Genomic DNA, 14516 nt, shown 5'->3' with positions numbered 1-14516 from the left:
GCATCCCCCGTCAAACCGGGCGGGTATCCCCTGTCCCCCGTGTTCATCGGGTCGGACGGCTGACTCCGCGCCGGACTGGCCCGGCCCATCCCCCGAGGGCCGGGCCAGTCCGTTGTCGCCGGCGGTCAGTCTCGCGACTCTCTTGAGCCACGGTGGCTGACGGCTTTCGGCGAGCACCAACGTTGGCGGAATTCGGCTCGATTGTCAACTGACCGCTAAACTATGAGACTGCGGGATAGCCAAGAGCTATGCCGGGGAGGTGACGGGAGGAAGTTTCACCATGACCGAGACCGGAACGGAGACCGGGGCCGCCGACGACCGGCCCCTGCTCGCGGTACGCCTGGACGACCTGTTCAAGACGGTCCGTCCCAAGGGCCGGCACTGGACCAATGCCGAGGTGGCGGAGGAGCTCAAGCGGGCCAATCCGGAGCTCAAGGTCGGAGGCGTGTACCTGTCGCAGCTGCGGACGGGCAAGCGCTCCAACCCCTCCCCCGACCTGCTGGCCGCCCTGGCCCGCTTCTTCGGCGTTTCGGTCGCCTACTTCTTCGACGACACCGTCGCCGAGTCGGTCCTCGGCCAGGTGGCCGCCATCGAGGCGCTGCGCCAGTCCGGGGTCCGCGCCGTGGCCATGCGGGCGGCCGGGATGAAGAAGGAGAACCTCCAGGCCATCACGGCCATCATGGACCAGTACCGGCAGATGCAGGGCCTGCCGCCGGTCACCGACACCTCCGAGCCCGAATGAAGGCCCCCTGGAAGGACCGGTCGGCCGATCAGGACCGCCGCAGCCGGCTCAAGAAGCTCCGGAAGGCCGGCGCCCGGCGGATCGCCGAACTCGACCTGCCGAAGGTGACCGATGTGAACGGGCTGTGCCACCACCTCGGTGAGGTGCGCAACCGCCCGATCACCCTGGTCCAGATGCCGATGCCCGCGTCCCATCCGTGCGGCATGTGGGTGGCCGCACGCGAGGAAGACCTGATCTTCTACGACGCCAACACCACCAGCGCGCACCAGGAGCACATCATCCTGCACGAGCTGGGCCACATCATCTGCTGCCACCGCGGTGCCGGCGGGCTCGACGAGGCGGCCTCCCGCCTGCTCTTCCCGGACCTCGACCCCCAGCTCGTACGCGACATGCTGCTGCGCGCCACCTACGACGACGTCCAGGAGCAGGAAGCGGAGATCATCGCCTATCTGCTCGCGCAGCGGATGGGCAACGCGAGCGGACAGCGGCAGGACACGGCACCGGCCGCGCAGGCAGGAGACGCCGGGGATCCCGGAAAGAGCGCCCTGCTCGACCGGATCGAGCGGACCCTGATCTGAGCCGCCCGGAACCCCGCGCCGGACGCCCCTTAGGCCGAGGCTCTGCCGCGGCCTGCCGGGCCGCCGTTCGTCGGCGGGTAGCCGGGCCTCGCCGGTATCGGCGGGAGGGCGGGCGGCGGCGCGGGCAGCGGCGGGAGGGCGGGCTCGTACAGCCAGGCCGAGAGGAGCTCGTCCAGCGGCTCGGCGGCGTAGCGGGACAGGTGGGTGGTGAAGGCGAAGGTGGTCACCACCCCGTGCCGGTGCACGGTGGCCCAGTCGCGCAGCATGCGGAAGAACGCGGTGTCGCCGAGGGCGCAGCGGATCGCGTGCATGACCAGGCCGCCGCGCTGGTAGAGGCGGTCGTCGAACATCAGCTTCCGGCCCGGGTCGGCCAGCCGCAGGTCCTGCGGCCGGCCGGCCAGCAGCCGGTGGGCCAGGGCCGCCTGTTCGTGCGCGGTCCGGCCGCCGGAGCGCTCCGACCAGAGCCATTCGGCGTACTTGGCGAAGCCCTCGTTCAGCCAGATGTGCCGCCAGTCGGCGATGCTCACGCTGTTGCCGAACCACTGGTGGGCCAGTTCGTGGGCGATCAGGCGCTCCGAACCGCGGACCCCGTCCACATGGTTGGTGCCGAACAGGGACAGGCCCTGCGCCTCCACCGGGACGTCCAGTTCCTCGTCGGCGACGACCACCGTGTACTCGCCGAAGGGATAGGGCCCGAACAGTTCCTCGAACAGCTGCATCATGGCGGGCTGCCGGGCGAAGTCGCGGGAGAACCGCGGCAGCAGGTGCGCCGGCACGTGGGCGGTCTGCGGGACGCCGCCGAGCCCGGGGTCACCGAGCAGCACCGTCTGGAACATGCCGATGGCCAGGCCGACCAGATAGCTGGAGGTCGGCGCGGACTGTTCGTACACCCAGGTGGTGGTGCTGGCCTTGGTCGTCCGGGTGAGCAGTCGGCCGCCGGCCACCACCGTGTAGGCGGACGGCGTGTTGACCGAGATCTGGTACGAGGCCTTGTCGGCGGGCCGGTCGTTGCACGGGTACCAGGAGGGTGCGCCGACCGGCTGGCTGGCCACCAGCGCGCCGTCGGTCAGTTCCTCCCAGCCGAGGCCGCCCCAGGGGCTGCGCACCGGCTTCGGGTTGCCCGCCCAGTGCACCTCCACGGTGAAGGCGGCCCCGGCGGGCACCGGCTTGGCCGGCCGGATGCGGAGCCTGCCGCCGCGGTGGGTGTAGTGCGGGGCCCGGCCGTTCACCAGGATCCGGCCCGTCTTGAACTCGGCCAGGTTGAGGTGGAACTCGGTGAGCGGGGCCCGCCCGGCGATCGCGCTGAGCCGGGCCGTCCCGGCCAGCCGGTTGGGGCCGGGACGGTAGTCCAGCGCGAGTTCGTACCGGTGCACGCGGTAACGGGGGTCGCCGTTGGCCGGAAAGTACGGGTCCGATGCCGCGGTCGTCTGGCCGGTCACTGTCGTTGCCGCTCCTGCACTGTGCTCGTACGCCGTGGCCCTCTCAGGACCGCCACGCCTCGATCGGATTGCCCAGCCAGCGGGTGTCGGCGGGGACTGATTCCCCGGCCATCACGAGGGAGGCGGGGCCCAGTGTGCTGCGGGCTCCGACCGTGCTTCCGGGCAGGACGATTCCGCCCGGGCCCAGGGTGGCGCCCTCGCGGAGGACCACAGTATCCGTCCTCAAGATCCGGTCGTGGAAGAGGTGTGTCTGCACCACACAGCCCCGGTTCACGCTGACCGCGTCACCCAGCTCCACCAGGTCCGTCTCGGGCAGCCAGTAGCTCTCGCACCACACGCCGCGGCCGATCCGGGCGCCCAGCCCGCGCAGCCACAGGGACAGCACGGGCGTTCCGGGCACCGAGCCGATCAGCCACGGCACGGCCAGTACCTCGACAAAGGTGTCGGCCAGCTCGTTGCGCCAGACGAACCCGCTCCACAGTGGGTGCTCCCCGGCCCGGTGCCGGCCCACCAGCAGCCATTTCGCGGCCACCGAGACCAGGCAGGCCAGCACGCCGGCGGCGAGCAGGACCGCCCCGGACAGCAGTGCCGCGACCCAGATCCCGGCGGTGGCCGTGGTGCTCAGCGCGCAGAGCGCCGCCCCGGTCAGTACGGCCAGCGCGGCCGAGCAGAACACGGGCAGGAGCCGGCACAGCTCCACCAGGCCGCGCGCCCACAGCAGGTGCGCGGGCGGCTCGTAGGTGCGGCTGTGGTCGGAGTCGGCGGTGGACCGGGGCAGCCGGACCGGCGGCAGGCCCAGGTAGGAGCTGCCCTTCTTGGCCTTCTTGGGGGTGGCGGACAGCACGCCGACCAGCCCGTCGTCCGGGACGCTGCGGCCGGGGGCGGTCATGCCGGAGTTGCCGAGGAAGGCCCGGCGGCCGATCTCGGAGGGTCCGATCCGCATCCAGCCGCCGCCCAGTTCATAGGGGGCGGTCAGGGTGTCGTCGGCGAGGAAGGCGCCCTCGCCGACGGTGGTGAGGCTGGGCAGCGCGAGGACGGTGGAGACCTCCGCGCCCCGGCCGATCTTCATACCGAGCAGCCGCAGCCACACCGGGGTGATCAGCCCGGCGTACAGCGGGAACAGGGTCTCCCGGGACAGGTCCATCAGCTGGGTGACGGCCCAGGCCTGCCAGCCGACCCTGCTGTGGGTGGGATGGCTCCCGGTCCGCAGGCCGAGGCTGAGCAGCCGTACGGCGGCCAGCAGCAGCAGTGCGTACGCGAAACCGAAGGCGAGCGCCGCGGGCACCACGGCGAGCAGCGCCCCGTGCAGGGCCTCGGCGAGCCCGGCGCCGGCGGGGACGAACCGGCTCGCCACCAGCAGGGCGGGCAGGGCGGCGAGGAGCGGCAGGGCGGTCAGGCAGAAGCCGGTGGCCCCGTACACGGCCCGCCAGTGGAGCCCGCGCGGCGGGCGCTCCCTGGGCCAGTTGTGCTTGGCCTTGCCGAGTTTTCCGGCGGGGGCTCCGGCCCAGCGCTGGCCGGTCGGGATCTGGCCGGTGACGGCGGAGCCGGGGGCCACCTCGGCCCGCTTGCCGACCCGGGCACCGGGGAAGAGGATGCTGCGGGTGCCGACCACCGCGCCCGCACCGACCTTGACCGGGCCGATGACCAGCCGGTCTCCGTCCAGCCAGTGCCCGCTGAGGTCCACCTCGGACTCCACGGCGCAGCCGCGGCCGAGTTTGAGCATGCCGGTGACCGGGGGCAGCGAGTGCAGGTCCACCTCGGGGCCGACCTTGGCGCCGAGGGCGCGGGCGTAGCGTTCCAGCCAGGAACCGGTGAGCGAGGTCGCGCCGGCGTATTCGGCCAGCCGTTCGGCCGTCCAGAGCCTCAGGTGCACGCTTCCGCCGCGCGGGTGGCGTCCTGCGGTCACCCCGCGCAGGAGCAGGCGGGTGCCGCCGGCCGCGATCGCCAGCCGGCCCGGCGGGCTGTAGAGCAGTACCGCGCCGGCGGCTACCGCCCACCAGGAGGCGGCCGGCGCCCACGGGTAGGGCCCGAAGAGGTGCAGTACGTTGCCCAGGGCCAGCAGGGCCACCGTCCAGCGCAGGCCGACCAGGGTGAACAGCGGGAGCAGCAGGAGGCACTGGAGCGCCTTGGTCCGCAGCGGTACCGGGGTGACGGTGCGGGCCGCTCCGTCGTCCTGGACGGACTTCTCCAGCCGCCGGGCGAGCTTGCGCAGGGTGGGCTGCTGGTAGATGTCGAGGACGGCGGCACTGGGGTAGCGGGTGCGCAGCCGGGTGGTGAGCCGGGCCGCGGCGAGGCTGTTGCCGCCGATGGCGAAGAAGTCGTCGGTCGCGCCGGTGACGGCCACGCCGAGGGTCTCGCTCCACTGCTCGGCCAGCCAGGCCTCGGTGCCGTACAGCTGCTCGGCCGGGCCGGTGGTCTCCAGGCCGGGCAGCGGCCAGGGCAGCGCGTCCCGGTCCACCTTGCCGGAGGTGCGGGTCGGCAGTTCCGCGACCGGTGCGAGCAGCGGGACCAGGGCGGCGGGCAGTTCGGCGCGCAGCCGCTCCACGGCCGCCGCGCGGTCCCAGCCCTCCTGGGTGACCAGGTAGCCCACCAGCAGCTGGTTGCCGCTGCGGGCGGTGCGTACGGCGGCGGCTGCGCCGGCCACGCAGGGCAGGGCCTGGAGCGCGGCGTCCACCTCGCCCAGCTCGATCCGGCGACCGCCGAGCTTGATCTGCTCGTCGGCGCGGCCGAGGAAGACCAGCCCCTCCGGCTCGGCGCGGACCAGGTCGCCGCTGCGGTAGGCGCGCTGCCAGCCCAGGGATTCCAGGGGGGCGTACTTCTCGGCGTCCTTCTCGGGGTCGAGGTAGCGGGCCAGGCCGACGCCGCCGATCACCAGCTGGCCGCTGCCGCCCATCGGCACCGGTTCGCCGGACTCGTCGACCACGGCCAGTTCCCAGCCGTTCAGCGGCAGGCCGATCCTGATCGGCTCCGCTCCGCTCAGGAGCGCGGCGCAGGCGACCACGGTGGCCTCGGTGGGGCCGTAGGTGTTCCAGACCTCGCGGCCTTCGGTGACCAGGCGCTGGGTGAGCTCGGGCGGGCAGGCCTCGCCTCCGAAGATCAGCAGCCGGACCTCGTTGAGGGTCTCGGGCTCCCAGAGGGCGGCCAGGGTCGGCACCGTGGAGACCACGGTGATCTCCTGCTCCACCAGCCAGGGGCCGAGGTCGGCTCCGCTGCGCACCTGGGAGCGGGGTACGGGCACCAGGCAGGCGCCATAGCGCCAGGCCAGCCACATCTCCTCGCAGGAGGCGTCGAAGGCGACGGACAGGCCGGCCATGACCCGGTCGCCGGGTCCGATGGGCTCCTCGGTGAGGAACAGTGCGGCCTCGGCGTCCACGAAGGCGGCGGCGCTGCGGTGGCTGACGGCGACGCCCTTGGGCTTGCCGGTGGAGCCGGAGGTGAAGATGATCCACGCGTCGTGCTCCGGGCCGGGCCGCGCGGCGGGGGCGGCGGCCCGTGCGGGTCCGGCGGTGTCGATGCGCTGTCCGGCGCCCAGCACCGCGCGCACCCCGGCCTCGCCGAAGACCAGTTCGGCCCGCTCGTCCGGGTCCTCGGCATCGACCGGCACATAGGCCGCCCCCGCGGCGAGCACGGCGAGGATGGCCGCGTACAGCTCGTTGGTCCCGGACGGCACCCGGACGCCGACCCGGTCGCCGAGGCCCACACCGGCGGCGGCCAGTGCCCGCCGGCGGCGCTCGACCTCGGTGGCCAGTGCCCGGTAGGTCAGCCGGGTGGTGCCGTCGTCCAGGGCGAGCTCGTCGGGGTGGGCCCGTACGGAGGCCTCGAAGACGTCGAGGAGGGTGCGGGCCGGGGCGGCGGGCCTGGCGGTGAACCGGGCGGACTTGCCCGGCTCGGGCTCTGCCTCCGGCTCGGGCACCTCATGCAGGTATGGGTCCTCGTCGTCGAGCAGAGCGGGTTCACCGCGCTCAGGTGTCACTGACATGGGCCCTCGCGTCTCGTCCAGCGTCGAACAACCCGCCAGCTTAGTACGCCATCAAGAATTTTCTCGTTGAACCCTTGCGCGTGGCGGGGAAACGGCCGGGGAAACGGCCGGTTCGCGTTCGACACCCCCGGCGGGGCGGGAGACCATGAAGGGGACGGTGATCTCCCCTGTGGGAGGAGGAACGATGAACCGACGTACACGCCTCACCCTGTTCACCCCCCTGGCGGCGGGCGTGCTGGCCCTCGCCCCGGTCGCCCTGGCGGGCTCCGCCGTGGCGGCCCCGCTGGCCACCTGCTCCATCTCGGGTGTCCTCGAGAACGGGAAGGTGCACCTTTCGGGCGGCGGGTTCCAGCCGGGCGTCTCGGCGTTCCTGTCCTCACCGACCGCGGCCGGCGGGCAGTTCCGGATGGGCGACGACGGCGGGTTCGTGATGCTGAACGTGGAGAACGCCAAGTACACCGTCTCGCAGGGGAACGAGCGCACGGAGTGCAGCGGCTTCGTGGAGTGACGTGGGTGACGTGGGTGGCCCGGGTGACCTGGCTGCCCCCTGAAGGGCATCGCTCACATGGAATCGGTGCTCACATCGGGTCCATGGTCCCCGCGCCCGGTCCGTTCACCCGCTCGCTCTTCTCCCGGATCCGCCGTGCCTTGTTCATCAGCCGGTCGTGTTCGGCCGGGTCCGTGGTGTGTACCGCCTCCTGTTCCAGTTCCTGAGCCTTGTCGCGCATGTTCCGCGCGGCTCCCTCGCGTTCCTCCGACCTGTTCATCGTCACCACCTCAGGGCTCGCCCCCTCCATGGCGGCTGCCCGCCGCCCGCCGCCCGAAACGCGTCAGCGGCTCCGGCGCGCATTGAGCCGGGCGGCCTGGCGCGTCAGGTGGTCCCGCTCGGCGAGGTTGGACGCCTGGTGGGCGGCCTCGGCGTACAGCCGGGCCGCCGTCGCCAGATCGCCGTCGCGCTCGTGGAGGTAGGCCGCCACCGCCGTGTGGCGGGGCAGGGTGGCGTCCAGGCCCGCGAGCGCCGCCAGCCCGGCCCGCGGTCCGTCGGCCTCGCCGACGGCCACCGCGCGGTTGAGCCGGACGACCGGGCTGTCGGTCAGCCGCACGAGCTCGTCGTACCACTCGGCAATCTGTACCCAGTCGGTCTCCGCGGCGGTACGGGCGTCGGCGTGGAGGGCCGCGATGGCGGCCTGGGCCTGGAACTCGCCGAGCCGGTCGCGGGCCAGGGCCGCCTGCAGGATCCCGACGCCCTCGGCGATCGCCCCGGTGTCCCACCGGCCGCGGTCCTGCTCGGCCAGCGGCACCAGGCTGCCGTCGGGCGCGGTCCGGGCGGCGCGCCGGGCGTGGTGGAGCAGCATGAGGGCGAGCAGGCCCGCCACTTCGGGGTGGTCGATCACAGCCGCGAGCTGCCGGGTGAGCCGGATGGCCTCGGCGGCGAGGTCGATGTCGCCGGAGTAGCCCTCGTTGAAGACCAGGTAGAGGACGCGCAGCACGGTGGCGACATCGCCGGGCCGGTCGAACCGCACACCGGAGACGGTGCGCTTGGCGCGGCTGATCCGCTGCGCCATGGTCGCCTCCGGCACCAGGTACGCCCGGGCGATCTGGCGGGTGGTCAGGCCGCCGACGGCGCGCAGGGTGAGCGCGACCGCCGACGACGGGGTCAGGGACGGGTGGGCGCACAGGAAGTACAGCCGGAGCGTGTCGTCCACGGAGGGGGCGGGCCCGGGCGGCGGCTCCTCGTGGACCCGGTCCTCGCGGCGCAGCCGGGCGGTGTCCGCCCGGGTCGCGTCGAGGAACTTCCGCCAGGCCGCGGTGACCAGCCAGCCCTTCGGGTCCCGCGGCGGGTCGGCCGGCCAGACCCGGACCGCCTCCACCAGCGCCTCCTGTACGGCGTCCTCGGCCGCCGCGAAGTCGGCTCCGCGGCGGACGAGGATGCCGAGCACGCCCGGCGTGAGGCTCCGGAGCAACGCTTCGTCCAGTGCCCCGTCCAGTGGCCCGTCCGGTGCCTGGTGCATCGGTGAGGTCACTCGGTGACGGTGGGCGGCGCGGACAGGAACGGGCGCAGCTCCAGCCACTCGTGGATCGGCTTGCCGCCCGCCCCGGGGGCGGCCGACAGCTCCCCGGCGAGTTCGACGGCGCGCTCGTAGGTGTCGACGTCGATCACCATCCAGCCGGCGATGAGGTCCTTGGTCTCGGCGAACGGGCCGTCGGTGACCGGCGGGCGCCCCTCACCGTCGTACCGGACCCACGCACCCTCGGGTGCGAGCGCCTGACCGTCGACGAACTCGCCGGTCTTCTCCAGCCGGTCCGCGAAGTCGCGCATGTACTGGACGTGGGCCGAGATCTCCTCCGGCCTCCACTGGTCCATGGGCACGTCGTTGACCGCCGCCGGGGCGCCGCGGTAGTGCTTGAGCAGCAGGTACTTGGCCATGGTGGTGCTCCTCGGTGCTGGGTGCGACCCTTTCCGGTCGCGTTCACTGCGGGGACGGAGCCGGCCGCGGGTTCTCGACATCGCCGGCCGGAACCGCCGGAAGTTTTTCAGGCGCAGTCCGGGCACAGGCCACGGTAGGTGACCTCGGCCCCGGACACCGTGAACCCGAACCGCTCCCCCGCCGGGAGGGCGGCCAGCGGGTCGCCGGTCGGGTGGACGTCACGGATCAGGCCGCAGCCGGTGCAGACCAGGTGCTGGTGCGGGTGGTGCCCATTGGGGTCGTAGCGCTTGGCGCGGCCGTCGGTGGAGACCTCGGCGACCTCGCCGAGGGCGACCAGCTCGCCGAGGGCGTTGTAGACGGTCGCCCGGGAGATCTCGGGCAGCCGCCGGACCGCGCGGGCGTGCACCTCGTCAGCCGTGAGGTGGACATGGTCGCCGTCGAGGACCTCCGCGACGACCCGCCGCTGGGAGGTCATCCGCCAGCCACGTCCTCGCAATCGCGCCAGCAGATCGCTCATATCGGTTCACCCATTCAGGCCGAGGGGATACGGAATTGGCATTCGTCTTGACTTGGATTCCGTCCATCGTAGGATCGCCTTGGTTGAGATCCAAGTCACAGGAACACCCCAGTACGGCACCGCCCGGTCCGGAAGGATTCCCATGTCTGAGAACCATGAAGCAATCGTCGCCGACGCGAAGGCGGAGGGCGGGGGCGGTTGCCCGGTCCCGCACGCGCGCGCGGCGCACCCGACGCAGGGCGGCGGAAACCGCCAGTGGTGGCCGGAGCGGCTCAACCTGAAGATCCTCGCCAAGAATCCGGCCGTGGCCAACCCCCTCGGCGCGGAATTCGACTATGCGGCGGCCTTCGGCACCCTCGACCTGCCGACGGTCAAACAGGACATAGCCGAGGTACTGACGACCTCTCAGGACTGGTGGCCCGCCGACTTCGGCCACTACGGCCCGTTTATGATCCGCATGGCCTGGCACAGCGCCGGCACCTACCGGATCAGCGACGGCCGCGGCGGCGCCGGGGCCGGCCAGCAGCGCTTCGCCCCGCTCAACAGCTGGCCGGACAACGCCAACCTCGACAAGGCCCGCCGTCTGCTGTGGCCGGTCAAGAAGAAGTACGGCCGGAACCTCTCGTGGGCCGACCTCATGATCCTCGCGGGCAATGTCGCCCTGGAGTCGATGGGCTTCGAGACCTTCGGTTTCGGCGGCGGTCGCGCGGACGTCTGGGAGCCCGACGAGGACGTGTACTGGGGTCCCGAGACCACCTGGCTCGGCGACGAGCGCTACACCGGTGACCGGGAGCTGGAGAACCCCCTCGGCGCGGTGCAGATGGGCCTGATCTACGTCAACCCGGAGGGCCCCAACGGCAACCCGGACCCGGTCGCCGCCGCGCGCGACATCAGGGAAACGTTCCGCCGGATGGCGATGAACGACGAGGAGACGGTCGCCCTGATCGCGGGCGGCCACACCTTCGGCAAGACCCACGGCGCGGGCCCGGCGGACAGCGTGGGCGCCGACCCCGAGGCCTCCCCGCTGGAGGCGCAGGGCTTCGGCTGGACCAGCAGCCACGGCTCCGGCAAGGGTGCCGACACCATCACCAGCGGTCTCGAGGTCACCTGGACCGCGACGCCGACCCGGTGGAGCAACAACTTCTTCGAGAACCTCTTCGGGTACGAGTACGAGCTGACCAGCAGCCCGGCCGGCGCCCACCAGTGGGTGGCCAAGGACGCCGAGGCCGTCATCCCCGACGCGTACGACCCGTCGAAGAAGCACCTCCCGACCATGCTCACCACGGACCTGTCGCTCCGCTTCGACCCGGCCTACGAGCAGATCTCGCGCCGCTTCCTGGAGAACCCGGACCAGTTCGCGGACGCCTTCGCCCGCGCCTGGTTCAAGCTGACCCACCGCGACATGGGCCCGGTGGTCCGCTACCTCGGCGCCGAGGTCCCGACCGAGACCCTGCTGTGGCAGGACCCGCTGCCGGCCCGTACCGGCGAGCCGATCGGCGCCGCGGACGTCGCCGCCCTCAAGGAGCAGATCCTCGGCACGGACCTGTCGGTGTCCCAGCTGGTCTCCGTGGCCTGGGCCGCGGCCTCCTCGTTCCGCTCCAGCGACAAGCGCGGCGGCGCCAACGGCGCCCGGATCCGCCTCCAGCCGCAGGCCGGCTGGGAGGTCAACGAGCCCGACCAGCTCGCCACGGTGCTGCGCACCCTGGAGGGCGTCCGGGAGTCCTTCAACGCCGGCCGGTCCGGTGGCGGGCAGGTCTCCCTGGCCGACCTGATCGTGCTGGCCGGTGCCGCCGCCGTGGAGCAGGCCGCCAGGAACGCGGGCCACGAGGTCGAGGTGCCCTTCACCCCGGGCCGCGTGGACGCCTCGCAGGACCAGACCGACGTCGAGTCCTTCGCGGCGCTGGAGCCGGTCGCCGACGGCTTCCGCAACTACCTCGGCAAGGGCAACCGCCTGCCGGCCGAGTTCCTGCTGGTCGACAAGGCGAACCTGCTGTCCCTGTCCGCCCCGGAGCTGACCGTCCTCGTCGGCGGCCTGCGCGTGCTGGGTGCGAACTACCAGGACTCGAAGCTGGGCGTCCTCACCGACACCCCCGGCGCGCTGACGAACGACTTCTTCGTCAACCTGCTCGACCTGGGCACGACCTGGACCCCGGTCTCCGAGGACCAGACCACCTTCGAGGGCCGCGACGATGTCACCGGCGCGGTCAAGTGGACCGGCACCCGTGCCGACCTGGTCTTCGGCTCGAACTCCGAGCTGCGGGCCCTGGCGGAGGTCTACGCGAGCGACGACGCGAAGGAGAAGTTCGTGACCGACTTCGTCGCGGCCTGGGCCAAGGTCATGGACCTCGACCGGTTCGACATCTGACCGGCCGCCTGACCGGCCACGCCTGACCGGGCCGGGTCCGCCGCGGCGGACCCGGCCCGGAGGCTGCTACGGCTACGGCTACGGGGCCATCTCGTACGCGCCCGCCAGCGCCTCCACCCGCGCCCAGACACGGGCCGCACGGTCGGCGTCGACCACCGGGCGGCGGACCGCGCCGAGCGCCCAGTCCTGCTGCTCGGCGGTGGCGGAGTCCTTGCCGTACAGCTCGACGGCATGCGCGGAGAAGTCGCGGACCAGGACCGAGAACAGCTCGTCGAGCACGTCCTCGTCCAGGCCGGTCAGCCCAGCCTGCTCCAGGATCAGCTGGCCGTGGACGACCAGGGCGAACAGCTGGCCCACTGCCAGGAGCAGGTCGAGGTCGCGGCTCTGCTCCTCACCGGGGGCGGCGGTGCGGACGAACTCGCAGAGGGCGTCGGCCTGTTCGCGGAAGCGCGCGACGTTCGGCAGGGCGGCGTACGCATCGAAGGCGGGGCGCCAGTCGTGGAAGCGTACGGAGCCCAGTCCGCGGGCCGGTCCCTGGCGGAACAGGAACGCGTCGTCGGCCGCGTCGAGACGGGTCGGCACGGCCGGGTACTCGGCCGGCTCCAGCAGGTGGTTGCGCATGAACTTGAGGATCAGCGCGAGGTTGACGTGGACCGTGCCCTCCAGCTTGGGCAGGCCGCGGATCTCGACGGCCGCCTGGGCGAAGTAGGTGTCCTTCTCGAAGCCCTTGGCCGCGATGACGTCCCACATCAGGTCGATGACCTTCTCGCCCTCCGTGGTCACCTTCATCTTCGTCATCGGGTTGAAGAGCAGGTAGCGGCGGTCGTCGGGACCGGCCGAACGGAAGTAGTCCACGGCCCGGTCACTGAAGAGCTTCATCCCGACGAGGCGGACGTAGGCGTCGGCCAGCTCGCGGCGCACGTGCGGGAAGGCGGTGACCGGCCGGCCGTAGAGGATCCGGTGGTGCGCGTGGGTGACGGCCTCGTACATCGCGTGCTCGCAGATGCCGATCGAGGCGGTGCAGAGGTTGAACTTGCCGACGTTGACGGTGTTGAGGGCGGCGTCGAAAGCGGCCCGGCCGGTGTGCAGGACGTCCTCGGCGGCCACCGGATAGTCCTCCAGGCGGAACTCGCTGACGTACTTGGAGGAGTCGACCACGTTCTTGACCACGTGGTACGCCGGGTGGCGGCTGTCGGCGGCGAAGAAGACATAGCCGTCGGGGCCTTCGACATCGGTGCGGCGGCCGAAGACGGACACCAGCCCGGCCTTGTTGCCGTTGCCTATGTAGTACTTGGAGCCGGTGGCGCGGAAGCCGCCTTCACCATCGGGCGCCAGCAGCATGTCGGTGGAGTAGATGTCGGCGCCGTGAGTCTTCTCGGACAGGCCGAAGGCGAACACCTCGCCCTCGCGCAGGAGTTCGGCGGCGCGGTCGCGGGCGGCGGCGTTGTCGCTCTGCCAGACCGGGCCCAGGCCGAGGATGGTGACCTGCCAGGCGTACCAGTAGTCGAGGCCGTAGAACCCGAAGATCTCGTTGAGGGCGGCGATCCGGGCGGTGTCCCAGCGCTTGTCCGCCTCCTCCGGACCGGCGGCCGGCGCCGGGGTCAGGAAGGTCGCGAAGAGCCCCTCCTTCGCGGAGAAGTCGAGGAAGTCCGCCAGCCAGGCGCGGGAGCGGTAGTCCTCGATCAGCCGGCGCTTGCCGCGCTCCTCGAACCAGTCGACGGTGGCCCGCAGCAGCCGGCGGGTCTCGGGATCGAAGTGCGCGGGGTCGTAGGTGTGCGGGTTGAACAGCAGCGGGTCGGTCATGGAGGTTCGCCTTTCGGGTCGGGGGATCGAGGGGTCAGGACGCGGCGAGACGGCGGAGGGTGGCGAGGACGTCCTCCAGCCAGGCGAGGGTCATGCGCTCGTAGGCGATGCCGCCGCGGAGCACGACGTGCTGGAGCTCCCGTCCGGCGTCGCCCGCCCCGGCGGGGGCCTCCGGCCCGGTGAAGTCGCGCAGCTCCCCCGCGAGGTAGTGGGTCAGCCGGCCGGCGTGCTCCCGGTGGTGCCGCTCGACCTCGCGGATCAGGGCGGCCGGGTCGTCGAAGGCGGCGCCGCGGATCTTCACCGCGAGCTCGTGCCGGACGCTGTCGGGCTGGATCGGCTCGTGCAGCCAGGCGGAGAGCGCGTCCCGGCCGGCGGCGGTGACGGAGTACTCCTTCTTGTCCGGCCGCGCCTGCTGCGGCACATCGCGGACGTCGATCCAGCCGTCACCCTCCATGCGTTTGAGCACGCGGTAGATCTGCTGGTGGGTCGCGGTCCAGAAGTATCCGATGGACCGGTCGAACCTGCGGGCCAGCTCGTATCCGGAGCCCGGCTTCTCCAGCAGGGAGACAAGGATCGCGTGCTCAAGCGCCATGCCCCGAATCCTTCTATGCAACTCGTTGCATAGACAAGCGCCACCGGCCGGGTGAGACACGGCTCACGCGCT

Annotated in this window: 12 protein-coding genes; 4 read left to right on the top strand and 8 right to left on the bottom strand. The window is 72.2% G+C overall.

Annotated features, from left to right (window positions below):
* Nucleotides 1-280: 280 nt before the first annotated feature.
* The gene (locus tag DEJ50_RS29580) at nt 281-742 is read left to right on the top strand and encodes a helix-turn-helix domain-containing protein (protein ID WP_150211124.1); all 462 of its coding nucleotides are present in this window, start codon (nt 281-283) and stop codon (nt 740-742) included.
* On the top strand, nt 739-1320 hold the full coding sequence (locus DEJ50_RS29575) for a toxin (protein WP_150211123.1): 582 nt from the start codon (nt 739-741) through the stop codon (nt 1318-1320). The genes DEJ50_RS29580 and DEJ50_RS29575 overlap by 4 nt, the downstream gene beginning before the upstream one ends.
* Nucleotides 1321-1349: 29 nt before the next feature.
* Here the strand turns inward: DEJ50_RS29575 and DEJ50_RS29570 are convergent, their stop codons facing one another.
* A complete protein-coding gene (locus DEJ50_RS29570) occupies nt 1350-2759 on the bottom strand; it encodes a M1 family metallopeptidase (RefSeq protein WP_150211122.1) in 1410 nt (469 codons plus the stop codon).
* A gap of 43 nt (nt 2760-2802) precedes the next feature.
* Nucleotides 2803-6738, bottom strand: a complete 3936-nt coding sequence (locus DEJ50_RS29565) for a Pls/PosA family non-ribosomal peptide synthetase (protein ID WP_150211121.1) — start codon at nt 6736-6738, stop codon at nt 2803-2805.
* A 184-nt stretch (nt 6739-6922) separates the two neighbouring features.
* Here DEJ50_RS29565 and DEJ50_RS29560 point away from each other — a divergent pair, with 184 nt between their 5' ends.
* The gene (locus DEJ50_RS29560) at nt 6923-7246 is read left to right on the top strand and encodes a hypothetical protein (protein WP_150211120.1); all 324 of its coding nucleotides are present in this window, start codon (nt 6923-6925) and stop codon (nt 7244-7246) included.
* 70 nt (nt 7247-7316) lie between these two features.
* Here the strand turns inward: DEJ50_RS29560 and DEJ50_RS29555 are convergent, their stop codons facing one another.
* The 4 genes from DEJ50_RS29555 to DEJ50_RS29540 all read right to left on the bottom strand — a co-directional run bounded on the left by DEJ50_RS29555 (nt 7317) and on the right by DEJ50_RS29540 (nt 9684).
* Nucleotides 7317-7505, bottom strand: a complete 189-nt coding sequence (locus DEJ50_RS29555; RefSeq protein WP_223837956.1) for a DUF6381 family protein — start codon at nt 7503-7505, stop codon at nt 7317-7319.
* Between the two features lie 63 nt (nt 7506-7568).
* A complete protein-coding gene (locus tag DEJ50_RS29550; protein ID WP_150212434.1) occupies nt 7569-8714 on the bottom strand; it encodes an RNA polymerase sigma factor in 1146 nt (381 codons plus the stop codon).
* Between the two features lie 44 nt (nt 8715-8758).
* Nucleotides 8759-9166, bottom strand: coding sequence for a YciI family protein (locus tag DEJ50_RS29545; protein WP_150211118.1), 408 nt, complete (start codon nt 9164-9166; stop codon nt 8759-8761).
* 107 nt (nt 9167-9273) lie between these two features.
* The gene (locus DEJ50_RS29540; RefSeq protein WP_150211117.1) at nt 9274-9684 is read right to left on the bottom strand and encodes a Fur family transcriptional regulator; all 411 of its coding nucleotides are present in this window, start codon (nt 9682-9684) and stop codon (nt 9274-9276) included.
* 142 nt (nt 9685-9826) lie between these two features.
* Here DEJ50_RS29540 and katG point away from each other — a divergent pair, with 142 nt between their 5' ends.
* Complete coding sequence (gene katG / locus DEJ50_RS29535; protein ID WP_150211116.1) at nt 9827-12049, top strand: catalase/peroxidase HPI; 2223 nt, start codon at nt 9827-9829, stop codon at nt 12047-12049.
* Between the two features lie 78 nt (nt 12050-12127).
* On the opposite strand, the gene DEJ50_RS29530 is transcribed toward katG, so the two are convergent.
* Entirely contained in the window at nt 12128-13852 is a 1725-nt protein-coding gene (locus tag DEJ50_RS29530; protein ID WP_150211115.1) for an acyl-CoA dehydrogenase family protein, read from the bottom strand.
* 34 nt (nt 13853-13886) lie between these two features.
* Nucleotides 13887-14444, bottom strand: coding sequence for a PadR family transcriptional regulator (locus DEJ50_RS29525; protein WP_150211114.1), 558 nt, complete (start codon nt 14442-14444; stop codon nt 13887-13889).
* Nucleotides 14445-14516 lie beyond the last annotated feature (72 nt).

Source organism: Streptomyces venezuelae, from assembly GCF_008642295.1.
GTDB classification, from domain to species: domain Bacteria; phylum Actinomycetota; class Actinomycetes; order Streptomycetales; family Streptomycetaceae; genus Streptomyces; species Streptomyces venezuelae_C.
The sequence above is the reverse complement of the archived record's forward strand: the minus strand, read 5'-3'. Positions and strand labels throughout refer to the sequence as shown.

Coding starts and splice junctions, on each gene's coding strand:
- DEJ50_RS29580 (WP_150211124.1), top strand. CDS start 281: ATGACCGAGACCGGAACGGAGACCGGGGCCGCCGACGACCGGCCCCTG.
- DEJ50_RS29575 (WP_150211123.1), top strand. CDS start 739: ATGAAGGCCCCCTGGAAGGACCGGTCGGCCGATCAGGACCGCCGCAGC.
- DEJ50_RS29565 (WP_150211121.1), bottom strand. CDS start 6,738: ATGTCAGTGACACCTGAGCGCGGTGAACCCGCTCTGCTCGACGACGAG.
- DEJ50_RS29560 (WP_150211120.1), top strand. CDS start 6,923: ATGAACCGACGTACACGCCTCACCCTGTTCACCCCCCTGGCGGCGGGC.
- DEJ50_RS29555 (WP_223837956.1), bottom strand. CDS start 7,505: ATGAACAGGTCGGAGGAACGCGAGGGAGCCGCGCGGAACATGCGCGAC.
- DEJ50_RS29545 (WP_150211118.1), bottom strand. CDS start 9,166: ATGGCCAAGTACCTGCTGCTCAAGCACTACCGCGGCGCCCCGGCGGCG.
- DEJ50_RS29540 (WP_150211117.1), bottom strand. CDS start 9,684: ATGAGCGATCTGCTGGCGCGATTGCGAGGACGTGGCTGGCGGATGACC.
- katG (WP_150211116.1), top strand. CDS start 9,827: ATGTCTGAGAACCATGAAGCAATCGTCGCCGACGCGAAGGCGGAGGGC.
- DEJ50_RS29530 (WP_150211115.1), bottom strand. CDS start 13,852: ATGACCGACCCGCTGCTGTTCAACCCGCACACCTACGACCCCGCGCAC.
- DEJ50_RS29525 (WP_150211114.1), bottom strand. CDS start 14,444: ATGGCGCTTGAGCACGCGATCCTTGTCTCCCTGCTGGAGAAGCCGGGC.